Origin of the sequence: Streptomyces sp. SID10853, assembly GCF_010548145.1 — a bacterium.
GTDB lineage: Bacteria > Actinomycetota > Actinomycetes > Streptomycetales > Streptomycetaceae > Streptomyces.
Genome location: NZ_JAAGLN010000006.1, coordinates 31,604 through 44,153, shown reverse-complemented (window position 1 = coordinate 44,153; position 12,550 = coordinate 31,604). Strand labels below are relative to the sequence as shown.

The following is a 12,550-nucleotide window of genomic DNA, read 5'->3' as shown; positions in this document are numbered from 1 at the left end:
CCGGCCCACGGCCGCCGACCGGGGACGCGCGGCGGGGAGCCCGCCCCAGGACTCGTAGAATCGTCGGCACCATGGCATACCTCGACCACGCTGCGACCACTCCCATGCTTCCGGAGGCGGTCGAGGCGATGACCGCCCAGCTCACCGTCACCGGCAACGCCTCATCGCTGCACGCCGCCGGGCGACGGGCCCGGCGTACCGTCGAGGAAGCCCGGGAGGCTCTCGCGGATTCACTCGGCGCACGCCCCAGCGAGGTGGTCTTCACCGCGGGCGGCACCGAGGCCGACAACCTCGCGGTCAAGGGCCTCTTCTGGGCCCGCCGTGACGCCGACCCGCGCCGGAACCGGGTGCTGGTCAGCCCGGTCGAGCACCACGCCGTCCTGGACGCCGTCGACTGGCTGGGCGAGCACGAGGGCGCGACCGTCGAGTACCTGCCGGTCGACAGTTACGGCCGGGTGCACCCGGAATCCCTCCGCGAGGCGATCGAACGGGACCCGTCCGATGTCGCGCTGGCCACCGTGATGTGGGCCAACAACGAGATCGGCACGGTCATGCCGGTCCGTGAACTGGCTGATGTCGCGGCCGGGTTCGGGATCCCGCTGCACGCCGACGCGGTCCAGGCGTACGGCCAGCTTCCCCTGGACTTCGCCGCTTCGGGGCTGGCCGCGATGACGGTGTCGGGCCACAAGATCGGCGGCCCCTACGGCATCGGCGCGCTGCTGCTCGGCCGTGAGCACACCCCGGTCCCCGTCCTGCACGGGGGTGGCCAGGAGCGCCACGTACGCTCCGGGACGCTGGACGCCCCCGCCATAGCCTCCTTCGCCGTGGCGGGAACGCTGGCCGCCGAGCGGCGCGAGGTCTTCGCCCGGGAGATCGGCGCACTGCGCGACGGGCTGATCGCGGCGGTACGGTCCGCGGTCCCCACGGCCATCCTGGGCGGCGACCCGGCCGACCGCCTCCCCGCCAACGCGCACTTCACCTTCCCCGGCTGCGAGGGCGACTCCCTGCTGCTCCTCCTGGACGCCCAGGGCATCGCCTGCTCCACCGGCTCCGCCTGCACGGCGGGGGTGGCACAGCCCAGCCATGTGCTCCTGGCCACGGGCACCGACCCGGACCTGGCCCGCGGCACCCTCCGCTTCTCCCTCGGACACACCTCGACCGAGGCGGACGTGGCGGCGGTGGCGGCCGCGATCGGCCCGGCGGTGGAACGAGCCAGGTCAGCGGGGCTGAGCTGAGACGGTTCGGTGGGGCGGGCCGGGGCGGGGCGCGGGGGCGGGCTCAGGCGGACACGGCGGGGCGGACTGAGCCGAGGCTGCTCGGCGGGGCGGGCTGAGCTGAGGCTGCTCGGCGGGGGCTGAGCGGTCCAGGCTGTGCCGGGTGAGCGGCGGGGGCCGTGCGGTGCGGGCCGTGCGGTGCCTGATCCGGGCCGGGTGCGGTCCACTCCGGGCCGTCACGGGCCCGTCGTCAGGGGCTGGCGTCACGGGCCCGGCATCACGGGGCCGGTGTCACGGGGCCGGTGTGGAGGGCCCTGACCCCTCCCGGGCCTTGCGCACCAGCCGTACGTACCAGGCCCAGTCCCAGTAGGGACCCGGGTCCGTGTGGTCGGCCCCCGGGACCTCCACATGCCCGATGATGTGCTGACGGTCGACGGGGATCTCGTACCGCGCGCAGATGTCCGCGGTCAGCCGGGCCGACGACCGGTACATGGCGTCCGTGAACGACGACGCCCGGTCCACGAACCCTTCGTGCTCTATCCCGATGCTGTGTTCGTTGTAGACGCGGTTGCCGGCGTGGAACGCCACGTCCAGCTCCCGTACCGTCTGCGCCACCTTTCCGTCCCGGCGTACGACATAGTGCGCGGCGGCCGCGTGGGCCGGATCGGCGAAGACCCTGAGCGCCATCGCGTAACTGCCCTGGACGGTATGGATGACGACCCGGTCGATCGCATAGTCATGGGGCCGGTCGGCCGGCCGGTAATTGGCCGGGGAGGCCGCAGCCCACTGGGCTCCGGCGAAATCCACCGCCCCGTCCACCGCGCCTTTCTCGTGCGGCGTCCCGCCGCCGGACAGGTGGTCCCAGATGCCCCTGCCCAGCGCCGCTGCACCCGCGGCGGCGCCGAGCCCGCCGATCAGCAGGCCCCGCCGCCCCAGGTGCCGGTCCCTGTCGCCGCCCATACCTTCCATATGTGCCTCAACGCATCCGTGCGAGCGCGGGATTCCCCCGTAGCCGTACCCTGGTACGGCTATGACTCAGACACCCCAGAGCCCCCGCCCCCGACCCCTCCGGGTACTGGCCGCGATGTCCGGCGGTGTGGACTCCGCCGTGGCCGCCGCCCGCGCCGCCGAGGCCGGACACGACGTGACCGGTGTGCACCTGGCCCTCTCCGCCAATCCCCAGTCGTTCCGCACCGGTGCGCGGGGCTGCTGCACCATCGAGGACTCCCGCGACGCCCGTCGCGCGGCGGACGTCATCGGCATCCCCTTCTACATCTGGGATCTGGCCGAGCGGTTCCGCGAGGATGTCGTCGACGACTTCGTCGCCGAGTACGAGGCCGGCCGCACCCCCAACCCGTGTCTGCGCTGCAACGAGAAGATCAAGTTCGCGGCGCTGCTCGACAAGGCCCTCGCGCTCGGCTTCGACGCGGTCTGCACCGGCCACTACGCCACGGTCGTGACCACCGAGGACGGCTCACGCGAGATGCACCGGGCCTCGGACATGGCCAAGGACCAGTCGTACGTCCTCGGGGTACTGGACGAGCGCCAGCTCGCGCACGCCATGTTCCCGCTCGGTGACACCCTCACCACCAAGGACGAGATCAGGGCCGAGGCCGAGCGACGGGGTCTGGCCGTCGCCAAGAAGCCCGACAGCCACGACATCTGCTTCATCGCTGACGGTGACACCCAGGGCTTCCTCGCGTCCCGGCTCGGCACCGCGGACGGCGACATCGTCGACGAGGCGGGGACGAAGATCGGCAGCCACGAGGGCGCTTTCGGCTTCACCATCGGGCAGCGCAAGGGCCTGCGCATCGGTCACCCCGCCCCCGACGGCAAGCCGCGGTACGTCCTCGACATCTCCCCGGTGGACAACACCGTCACGGTGGGACCCGCCGAGGCCCTGGACGTCACCGCGCTCACCGCGATCAAGCCCCGCTGGTGCGGCGACGCCCCGGCCGGAGCCGGCACGTACACCGCCCAGCTGCGCGCGCACGGCGGCGAGACACCGGTGACCGCGGAGCTGGTGGACGGCGCCCTCCACGTCACGTTCGACGAGCCGGTACGGGGCGTGGCGCCCGGCCAGGCGATCGTGCTCTACGACGGCACCCGCGTCGTCGGCTCGGCGACGATCGCCACGACCGACCGGGCCGGCACGCCCCGGGCGGAAGTGGCGCAGACGGCCGCGTCTTAGACGGTCCGCGTCTCAGGCCCGTCGCGTCTCAGGCCGTCGCGTCTCAGGCCGTCGCGTCTCAGGCCGTCGCGCCGCAGACGGCCGATCCTCAGATCGTCGAGGCTCAGACCACTTCGGTGTCGTAGAAGCAGAAGTGGTCCTTGATCTGCGCGACTTGGGCCAGTGGCTCCGGGTACGCCCAGACGAGGTCGGCGGCCCCGGGCAGTGACCAGTAGGACGCGTCGCCCTTGAACGGACAGTGGGTGTGCGTGTCCGAAGGGGTCAGCAACTCGGTGTGCACGTCCTCCGGCGGGAGGTAGTAGCGCACCGGGAGCCCTGTCTCGTGCAGCAGCAGGGGGCGGCGGCTCTCAGCCAGAATGCGCCCGTCGCGGACCACCCGTACGTGCTCGGTACCTTGCTCGATGGTGATGCGATGTCCAGTCGTCATACCGGATTCAGCGCATCAGGCCCGGAACTTCTTCCCCGCAGGCTGCCTCTACCGTGGACGCATGAACATCTGTGTCTTCCTCTCTGCCGCCGATCTCGACGAGCGCTACACCCGCCCCGCCCGTGAATTCGCCGAACTGCTCGGCCGGGGCGGCCACACCCTGGTCTGGGGCGGCTCGGAGAGCGGTCTGATGAAGGTGGTTGCCGACGGCGTCCAGGAGACCGGCGGACGGCTCGTCGGGGTATCGGTGGACTTCCTCGCGGCCAAGGCCCGTACCAACGCGGACGAAATGGTGATTGCCTCCGATCTGGCGGAGCGCAAGGCGCTGCTGCTCGCCAAGGCCGACGCGGTGGTGATCATGGTGGGCGGTACCGGCACCCTCGACGAGGCCACCGAGATCCTGGAGCTGAAGAAGCACGGGAAGACCACCAAGCCAGTGGTCCTGCTCAACGCGGACGGCTTCTACGACGGCCTCAAGCAGCAGTTCCAGCGGATGGAGGACGAGGGGTTCCTTCCCATTCCCCTCACTGACCTGGTCTTCTTCGCCGAGGACGGGGTGGCCGCGCTGGCGTACCTCGAGGAGTCGCAGGGCGTCCAGTAGTGCGACGATGGGGCCCATGGCTACACATGTGATCACTGGTGCTGGTTCCGGCATCGGCGCGGCTGTCGCGCGCCGCCTTCATGAGCGCGGCGACCACCTCGTCATCGTGGCGCGCGACGCGGGGCGCGCCAAGGAACTCGTGGAACGCTTCCCCGGCGCCGAGACGCTCGTCGCCGACCTGGCGAACCCTGACCGCATCTCCTGGGCGCTCGACAAGCAGACGATGCCGGAGCAGGTCGACTCGCTGCTGCACATCGCGGGCATCGTCGACCTCTCTCCCGTCGCGGAACTGCGTCCCCCGACCTGGCACCAGCAGCTCAACACCAACCTCATCGCTCCGGCCGAGCTGACCCGGCTGATGCTGCCGCAGCTGCGGACCGTCCGTGGCCAGGTCGTCTTCGTCAACTCGGGCGCCGGCCTCAACGCCCATGCCGAGTGGGCCGCTTACGCCGCCGCCAAGCACGGTCTGAAGGCCCTGGCCGACGCCCTGCGCCAGGAGGAGCACGCCAACGGCGTCCGGGTCACGTCCGTTTACCCGGGCCGCACCGCGAGCCCCATGCAGGCCAAGATCCACTCGCAGGAGGGCAAGGAGTACGTCCCGGAGGGTCTGATCGACCCCGAGTCGGTCGCCACGACCATCCTGGCGGCCCTGGACCTCCCGCGCGACGCGGAGATCAACGATGTGACCGTGCGGGCAGGGCGCTGACAGCTCGGGCCGGGCGGGTGGCCCTGCCCTGCCCGGCCGGACGCTAGTCGGCCAGGCTGACCTGCGCCGCGGAGGCCACGAAACCGGTCCAGCCGACCCTGACCACGCCATAGCCCGCGCCGAGCACCGCCATCGTGCCCGTACCGACGTCGTCCGTGTCCTCGTAGAGGGAAGCGGGCAGCACGGTCCGGTGCAGTTCGTGACCGGTCCGGGCGTCCAGCACGAGCAGTTGGGCCGTCCCGGGGTCCTTGTGCGTCGGCGGCGCCGTCAGCCTCTCGTAGCGAGGTATGTACACCCGGCCGTCGGCAGTCCGCGGAAGGCCCAGCTCGAACCCCTTGCCCGCCTGCACGGTCCAGAGGACCTTGCTGCTGTCGTTACTCACCTGCCGTGCGGTGAGCGATGTGTCGTCCTTGGAGCCGATGAGGACCTTGCCGTCACTGATGCCGCGCAGATGGGCATCGTGCGACAGGGCCGTCGTGTGTATCCGGGGCCGGGTGCCCGACACATCCGCCGTGACCAGCGAGCCGGACAGTGTCAGGGAGACCAAGGTGTGGTCCCCGAGACGGCCGTAGCCGATGGACTCGTCCTTCAGGTGCCAGCGGGTCCTGCCGCTCGCCGGATCGACTCCGTACAGCTCCTTGGCGTACGCCTCCGTTCTTGAGCACCCCGTGGCGTCGAACGCCTCGCTTCCCGACAGGTCGACCGGCGCCCGGTTGTCCCACCCCTTGCACCCCGCGGGCGGAGCGATGGACCAGAGCTGCTTCCCGCTGCGCGCCGACAGGCCGGTCAGCCTTTCCTCCCGGCTGATGATCACGGTGTCCCCGGCGTGCCAGACCCGGCCGCCGGAATCCGCACGGCCCGTTCGGGCCACCTTCGTGTGCCAGCGGGGCTTCCCGCTCCGCAGGTCCACCGAGACCACGAGCCCGTCGTCGTACCAGAGGACGACAGCGTCGCTGACCAGCGACTCAGCCAGCAGAGCGGCCTTCTCCCGCCCGTAATGCCAGTAGCTCCTGCCGGTGCGGACATTCGTGGCCACGGTGCCGTCGGACTGCTCGTTCAGCACCAGCCCGCCGACTATCCCCGCAGGAGTGCTGTCCCCACTGGTCAGCACCCGGCTGGGCCGCTTCGGCGCGGTGGTGCCGAGGGCTGCGGGAAAGGCGCCGTGCGGTCCGCTCATCTGCTCGTGGAAGCGGGTGACGTAGTCGTACGTCTGCCAGCCGCCCACCGCCAGGACCAGCACCGTCACGGAGACCGTCAGCCTGATCCAGCGGGCGCGGATCCAGGCAGCAGCGGCCCGCGCCGACTGGGCGGGCGTCCGCCGTATCCGCGGAACGGCATACCGGCCCCTGCCCGCGGGCTCCGGCTCCGCCTCCGTGTCGCTGTCGCCGGATTTCCATGTCCAGCCGTCCAACTGGTCCTTCATCGGTCTCCCCCTCGAACTCCGTCCGCGATGGTGCTCATCGATACATACACCGCCCGGCCCGTCCCGGTTCCACCCGGGCACTCTCGTACCCTTCGGGGGTGAGCGAGAAGAGCAAGTTCAGTTGGGGTCCTGCCACCGGGATCGGGTCCATGCCGGGCATCGACGCACGGGAGAGCGCGAAAACCGTCATCGGGTCCTTCGAGAGCTTCCCCTGTCTGCCGGAGCTGCCCGCGCGGGGCCCCGGCGCCGACATGCTGGGGCGCAGCATCGGGATGCTCGTCGAGATGTACGCGCACGTCGAGCCGAGCGGCTGGCGGGTGAGCGACCGGCCCGGACGCGACACCAGGCGGGCGCGCTCCTGGCTCGGTGAGGACCTCGACGCGCTGGAGGAGTTCACCCAGGGGTACCAGGGACCGCTCAAGGTCCAGGCGGTCGGCCCCTGGACGCTGGCCGCCGGACTCGAACTGCGGGGCGGCGAGGCCGTGCTCGGGGACCCCGGAGCCTGCCGGGACCTCGCCGCTTCGTTGGCCGAGGGACTGCGTGCCCACCTCGCGGAGGTGCGGCGGCGGGTGCCCGGCGCCCAGGTGGTGCTCCAGCTCGACGAACCGTCGCTCGTCTCCGTACTGCGCGGCGGGGTCAGGACCGCCAGCGGATACCGGACGCACCGGGCCGTGGACCGGCAGGTGGTGGAAGGCGCGCTGCGGGACGTGATGGCCGTCGGTGACGGACCGGCGATCGTGCACACCTGCGCACCCGACGTGCCGGTCGCCCTGCTGCGGCGGGCCGGCGCTTCCGGTATCTCGTTCGATTTCAGCCTCCTCACCGAGCGTGATGAGGAGGCGGTGGGGGAGGCTGTGGAGGACGGTATCCAGCTCTTCGCCGGTGTGGTGCCCGGCACTGACACCGCATTGTCGGACCCTGCCGGTAGCGTCATGGGTGTCAGGACGCTGTGGCGCAGGCTGGGGCTGAATCCGGGGACTCTCGCCGAGTCGCTGGTGCTCACCCCGGCGTGCGGGCTCGCGGGCGCTTCACCCGAGTACGCCCGTACGGCACTTGCCCACTGCGCCCGCGCGGCGAGGTCACTCGCCGACAACCCTGAGTAGCGGGATCGGTTTCATCAACGGGAGGACGAGACGGTGGCTGTCGAACAGCAAGGTGCGGTGCCTGCGGAGGCACGGGAGAGCCACGCCCAGCTGGCCGAGCAGATCGAGGAGCACCGCTTCCGGTACTACGTGAGGGACCAGCCCGTCGTCAGCGACGCCGAGTTCGACACGCAGCTGCGTGCGCTGGAGGCCCTGGAGGAGCAGTACCCGGAGCTGCGCACCCCGGACTCACCGACCCAGAAGGTCGCCGGGGCGTATGAGACGGAGTTCACCTCCGTACAGCACCGCGACCGCATGCAGTCGCTGGACAACGCCTTCGACGACGAGGAGCTGGCCGCCTGGGCCGAGCGGGTGGCGCGCGAGGTCGGCTCTCCGGGCTATCACTTCCTGTGCGAGCTCAAGGTCGACGGCCTCGCGGTCAACCTCACGTACGAGCACGGCAGGCTGGTCCGCGCCGCCACCCGCGGCGACGGCCGCACCGGCGAGGACATCACCCCCAACGTCCTGACCATCGCCGACATCCCGCACCGGCTGCACGGGGAGCGCATTCCCGAACTCGTGGAGATCCGCGGCGAGGTGTACTTCCCGATGGAAGCCTTCGAAGGGCTCAACGCCCGCTTGGTGGAGGCCGGGGACAAACCCTTCGCCAACCCGCGCAACGCCGCGGCCGGTTCGCTGCGCCAGAAGGACCCGAAGATCACCGCGACCCGCCCGCTGCACATGGTCGTCCACGGCATCGGTGCCCGCGAGGGCTTCGACATCGACTGCCTGTCGCACGCCTATGAGCTGCTGCACGAGTGGGGACTGCCGACCGCCAAGCACAACAAGGTGGTGGACGACCTGGCGGGCGCCCGCGACTTCATCGCCCACTTCGGCGAGAACCGGCACTCCGTGGAGCACGAGATCGACGGGGTCGTCATCAAGCTGGACGAGATCCCGCTCCAGGGCCGGCTCGGCTCCACCTCACGGGCGCCGCGCTGGGCCATCGCCTGGAAGTACGCGCCGGAGGAAGTCAACACCAAGCTCGTCAACATCCGGGTCGGCGTGGGTCGTACGGGCAGAGTCACGCCGTACGCACAGGTCGAGCCGGTCACGGTGGCCGGCTCCGAGGTCGAGTTCGCGACGCTCCACAACCAGGACGTGGTGAAGGCCAAGGGCGTGCTCATCGGGGACACTGTCGTGCTGCGCAAGGCCGGCGATGTCATCCCCGAGATCCTGGGCCCCGTGGTGGATCTGCGGGACGGCAGCGAGCGGGAGTTCGTGATGCCGGCCGAATGCCCCGAGTGCGGGACGGCCCTGCGGGCCATGAAAGAAGCGGACATCGATCTCCGCTGCCCCAACGCCCGCTCCTGCCCTGCCCAGTTGCGCGAACGGCTCTTCTACCTCGCGGGCCGCAAGTCCCTGGACATCGAGAACTTCGGCTATGTCGCCGCGGCTGCGCTCACCCAGCCGCTGGAGCCGGCCGAGCCACCCCTGAAGGACGAGAGCGACCTCTTCGACCTCACGATCGAGCAACTGCTGCCGATCAAGGCGTATGTCCTCGATCAGGACAGCGGACTTCCCAAGAGGGACCCGAAGACGGGCGAGGAGAAGATCGCCACGGTCTTCGCCAACCAGCAGGGCGAGCCCAGGAAGAACGCCCTTGCCATGCTGGAGAACATCGCGGCGGCGAAGGAGCGCCCGCTCGCGCGGGTGATCACCGGCCTCTCGATCCGCCATGTGGGCCCGGTGGCCGCTGAGGCCCTGGCGCGTGAGTTCCGTTCGGTGGAGCGGATCGAGCAGGCCACGGAGGAGGAGCTGGCCGCCGTGGAGGGCGTCGGCCCGACCATCGCCGCGTCGCTCAAGCAGTGGTTCGAAGAGGACTGGCACCGCGAGATCCTCCGCAAGTGGCGGGCGGCCGGGGTCCGGATGGAGGACGAGGCCGGTGAGGACCAGGGCCCGCGACCGCTGGACGGGCTGACGGTGGTGGTCACGGGAACGCTGGAACACCACACTCGGGATGGCGCGAAAGAGGCCCTCCAGAACCTCGGGGCGAAGGTGACCGGTTCCGTTTCCAAGAAGACGGCGTTCGTCGTGGTCGGGGACAGCCCGGGCTCGAAGTACGACAAAGCGATGCAGCTGAAGGTTCCGGTTCTGGACGAGCAGGGCTTCGCTGTACTGCTCGAACAGGGTCCTGACGCGGCCAGGGAGGCAGCGGTACCGGTGGAGGAGTAGCGGAGGAGCGGGGGCGGCCGGTGGGGCCAAGCTCACCCGTTCGGCCCATAGCAGATGGTTCGGGACGGTCGGGTCGCATTCGGGCAAGACCTGCAGAGCGCTGCCCGTCGGACCCTTCTGCGGCCTACTGTTGAAGAGTGCGCCCGTCCCGCACGGCTGCAATGGGCCTGCCCTGCTCTTCTGGAGATCCTTCCTCTGGAGTTTCTTCCCGAGTCCGGGACAAGATATGAGCCGTGACGGCATGACAGCGGGCCATCACGTGCATGGGCACTGCCGGCTGTGAGAGGGACGGGCATGAAACCGACCGAGAGCGCCGATCCGGGGTCGCGGGTGCGCGGTTTCGCGCAGCTCGCTCACTCCGTGGCGCGGCTGCCCGCTTTCCCGTTCGTCGTGGGACTGGCCGCAGTCGTCCTGGTGACCGGATTGTTAGAGGCGGTCGGAGACGGCCGCGCGCTGTTTCCCGACGGTACGGCGGGCTGGGCGCTCGCCGTTCTCACCGGCATCATCGTGGGGCATCTGGTCGCGCTCGGCCGCGACCGATGGTGGGGCGGCACCGGTTCCGGCGCCGCCCTCACGCTCGCCGTGCTGCTGCTGTACGGCTGGCTGCCCGCGGCACTCGTCAGCCTGGCCGTCGTCGTCCTCGTGGGGGCTGCCCGCAGCCACCGCTGGCGGCAGGGGCTGCTGCACGGCGCGTCCGACATCCTGGGTATCGGCGCCGCCGCCCTCGTCCTCGCCGCGTTCGGCGAGACCCCGTCCGTCGAACACCCCTGGCAGCCACCCGACTGGGGGATCGGCTCCGCGGCGGAGATCGTACTGGCGGCCGTCGCCTATCTGGTCGTGGCGCGGGTGCTGCTCTGGTCCGCGGCGGGGCCGCCCAGTCGCGGGCTGCCGACCGTCGCCCGTACAGCACTGGTCAGGCAAGGGCTCGTGGGCGTCGCGCTGCTCGGCATCGCCCCGCTGATCTGCGTGGTCGCGATGTCCCTGCCGCTGCTGCTGCCGCTCTTCGCGGTGCCGCTGGTCGCCCTGGACTCCACGCTGTGGATCGCCAGGGCCCGTGCGGAGGAGCAGCTGCGCGACCCGCTGACCGGGCTGCCCAACCGCCAGTGGCTGCTGGAGCGGACCTGGGCCGCACTGGCGGAGGCGGAGAACGGCGGATTCAGGTCCTCGCTGGTGCTGATCGACCTCGACCGGTTCCGTTCGGTCAATGACACGCTCGGGCATCTGGCGGGCGACCGGCTGCTGTTGCAGATAGCGGAACGGCTGCGGTTCGCGCTGCCGCGCGGCGCGGAGGTCGCCCGCCTCGGCGGCGACGAGTTCGCCGTGCTGCTCCCCGCTGCCGACTCGGCGACGAGCGTGATGCGCATCGCCCGGTTCCTGGTGGCCGAGCTGAGCTCTCCGCTCGATCTCGACGGACTGACGCTGGTACTCGAGGCGAGCGCCGGCGTCTCGGTCTTTCCCGACCACGCGCTGGACGCCGAGGGGCTGCTCCAGCGCGCCGACGTGGCGATGTACCAGGCCAAGCGGGACCGCACGGGTGTGGAGGTGTACGAGTCCAAACGGGACTCCAACACCCCCGACCGGCTCGGTCTGCTCGGCGATCTGCGGCGCGCGCTGGACGCGGGCGATGTGGAGCTGCACTACCAGCCGAAGGTCCGCTTCGACGGACAGGTGGCCGGTCTCGAGGCGCTGGTCCGCTGGGTGCACCCGGAGCGCGGCAGGGTCCCTCCGGACGAGTTCATCGCCATCGCCGAGTCGTCGGGGCTGATGCCGCACCTCACCGAGTACGTCCTGGAAACGGCCCTGGCCCAGGTCGCCAAGTGGCGCCTCCAGGGGCTGAAGGTCCCGGTGGCGGTCAACGTCTCACCGCGCGACGTGCACACCCCCGGCTTCGCCGGCGCGGTGGCGGCGCGGCTGGCCAGGCACGGGGTGCCGCCGGGCGCCCTCCAACTGGAGATAACCGAGCACGTCCTGCTGGAGGACCCGCAGCGGGCCGCCGACACCCTCGCCGGGCTGACCGCGCACGGTGTGAAGATGTCCTTGGACGACTTCGGCACCGGGTACTCCTCGCTGGTCCATCTGCGGCGGCTCCCGGTGAGCGAGCTGAAGATCGACCGGTCGTTCGTGGCCCGGCTCGCGGTGGACAACGAGGACGCGGAGATCGTCCGCTGCACGGTCGACCTGGCCCACTCGCTCGGCCTGATCGTCGTGGCCGAGGGCGTCGAGGACGACGAGACCTGGGAGCGGCTCCGCGATCTGGGCTGCGACGCCGTCCAGGGCTGGCTGGTGGCGGCCGCGATGCCGCCGCACGAGGCGACGGCATGGCTGCTGGCCCGGGGGTCCCGCGGCTGGCAACGGCCCGCGGAGCTGGCCGCCGCCGCGGCAGCCGCGGAGAAGGAGAAGCTGCCGTCCGGCCAGGTGGTGCTGCACAGCCGGCCGGGGCCGCGGCAGGAACCGCGCGCGTAACCCAGGGGGTCCGCCCGCGGGGTTCGCCCATGAGCACGGCGTGACGGCGTGACGGCGTCACACCGAGCCCCCGGATCCCCGTACCTCCCGATCCTCGTACCTCCCGATCCCGCCCGCCTCCCGATCCCCGCCCGCCGATGTGGATCAGCGGCGGTCAGCGGGCGGTCAGCGGCGGGCCCGCGGCGGGTGAAGCCGGGTCTTGGCCACC

10 protein-coding genes are annotated in these 12,550 nt (G+C 71.1%); 7 read left to right on the top strand and 3 right to left on the bottom strand.

Going from position 1 to position 12,550, the window contains the following annotated elements; genetic code table 11:
* The first annotated feature begins 71 nt into the window (after positions 1-71).
* A complete protein-coding gene (locus G3I19_RS03105) occupies positions 72-1,235 on the top strand; it encodes a cysteine desulfurase family protein (protein ID WP_164259189.1) in 1,164 nt (387 codons plus the stop codon).
* A 270-nt stretch (positions 1,236-1,505) separates the two neighbouring features.
* Here the strand turns inward: G3I19_RS03105 and G3I19_RS03100 are convergent, their stop codons facing one another.
* On the bottom strand, positions 1,506-2,174 hold the full coding sequence (locus G3I19_RS03100; RefSeq protein ID WP_239073929.1) for an N-acetylmuramoyl-L-alanine amidase: 669 nt from the start codon (positions 2,172-2,174) through the stop codon (positions 1,506-1,508).
* A gap of 70 nt (positions 2,175-2,244) precedes the next feature.
* Here G3I19_RS03100 and mnmA point away from each other — a divergent pair, with 70 nt between their 5' ends.
* On the top strand, positions 2,245-3,405 hold the full coding sequence (gene mnmA, locus G3I19_RS03095) for a tRNA 2-thiouridine(34) synthase MnmA (protein ID WP_164259185.1): 1,161 nt from the start codon (positions 2,245-2,247) through the stop codon (positions 3,403-3,405).
* 103 nt (positions 3,406-3,508) lie between these two features.
* Here mnmA and G3I19_RS03090 read toward each other — a convergent pair whose 3' ends face one another.
* Complete coding sequence (locus G3I19_RS03090) at positions 3,509-3,832, bottom strand: DUF427 domain-containing protein (protein ID WP_164259183.1); 324 nt, start codon at positions 3,830-3,832, stop codon at positions 3,509-3,511.
* A 61-nt stretch (positions 3,833-3,893) separates the two neighbouring features.
* Between G3I19_RS03090 and G3I19_RS03085 the strand changes: the two genes are divergently transcribed.
* Positions 3,894-4,433: a TIGR00730 family Rossman fold protein gene (locus G3I19_RS03085; protein ID WP_164259181.1), complete on the top strand. Its 540-nt coding sequence runs from the start codon at positions 3,894-3,896 to the stop codon at positions 4,431-4,433.
* A 7-nt stretch (positions 4,434-4,440) separates the two neighbouring features.
* Complete coding sequence (locus G3I19_RS03080; protein ID WP_164259179.1) at positions 4,441-5,139, top strand: SDR family oxidoreductase; 699 nt, start codon at positions 4,441-4,443, stop codon at positions 5,137-5,139.
* A 43-nt stretch (positions 5,140-5,182) separates the two neighbouring features.
* Here the strand turns inward: G3I19_RS03080 and G3I19_RS03075 are convergent, their stop codons facing one another.
* Positions 5,183-6,562 (bottom strand): PQQ-binding-like beta-propeller repeat protein, encoded by a 1,380-nt coding sequence (locus tag G3I19_RS03075; RefSeq protein ID WP_164259177.1) that lies wholly within the window; start codon positions 6,560-6,562, stop codon positions 5,183-5,185.
* A 98-nt stretch (positions 6,563-6,660) separates the two neighbouring features.
* Between G3I19_RS03075 and G3I19_RS03070 the strand changes: the two genes are divergently transcribed.
* The 3 genes from G3I19_RS03070 to G3I19_RS03060 all read left to right on the top strand — a co-directional run bounded on the left by G3I19_RS03070 (position 6,661) and on the right by G3I19_RS03060 (position 12,342).
* Positions 6,661-7,665, top strand: coding sequence for a methionine synthase (locus G3I19_RS03070; protein WP_164259175.1), 1,005 nt, complete (start codon positions 6,661-6,663; stop codon positions 7,663-7,665).
* 33 nt (positions 7,666-7,698) lie between these two features.
* Complete coding sequence (ligA, locus tag G3I19_RS03065; RefSeq protein WP_164259173.1) at positions 7,699-9,879, top strand: NAD-dependent DNA ligase LigA; 2,181 nt, start codon at positions 7,699-7,701, stop codon at positions 9,877-9,879.
* 294 nt (positions 9,880-10,173) lie between these two features.
* Positions 10,174-12,342 (top strand): bifunctional diguanylate cyclase/phosphodiesterase, encoded by a 2,169-nt coding sequence (locus tag G3I19_RS03060; protein ID WP_164259170.1) that lies wholly within the window; start codon positions 10,174-10,176, stop codon positions 12,340-12,342.
* Positions 12,343-12,550: the final 208 nt, after the last annotated feature.

What these genes read in the sequence shown, in the direction of transcription:
- G3I19_RS03105 (WP_164259189.1), top strand. Translation starts at nt 72, where the DNA reads ATGGCATACCTCGACCACGCTGCGACCACTCCCATGCTTCCGGAGGCG.
- G3I19_RS03100 (WP_239073929.1), bottom strand. Translation starts at nt 2,174, where the DNA reads ATGGGCGGCGACAGGGACCGGCACCTGGGGCGGCGGGGCCTGCTGATC.
- mnmA (WP_164259185.1), top strand. Translation starts at nt 2,245, where the DNA reads ATGACTCAGACACCCCAGAGCCCCCGCCCCCGACCCCTCCGGGTACTG.
- G3I19_RS03090 (WP_164259183.1), bottom strand. Translation starts at nt 3,832, where the DNA reads ATGACGACTGGACATCGCATCACCATCGAGCAAGGTACCGAGCACGTA.
- G3I19_RS03085 (WP_164259181.1), top strand. Translation starts at nt 3,894, where the DNA reads ATGAACATCTGTGTCTTCCTCTCTGCCGCCGATCTCGACGAGCGCTAC.
- G3I19_RS03080 (WP_164259179.1), top strand. Translation starts at nt 4,441, where the DNA reads ATGGGGCCCATGGCTACACATGTGATCACTGGTGCTGGTTCCGGCATC.
- G3I19_RS03075 (WP_164259177.1), bottom strand. Translation starts at nt 6,562, where the DNA reads ATGAAGGACCAGTTGGACGGCTGGACATGGAAATCCGGCGACAGCGAC.
- G3I19_RS03060 (WP_164259170.1), top strand. Translation starts at nt 10,174, where the DNA reads ATGAAACCGACCGAGAGCGCCGATCCGGGGTCGCGGGTGCGCGGTTTC.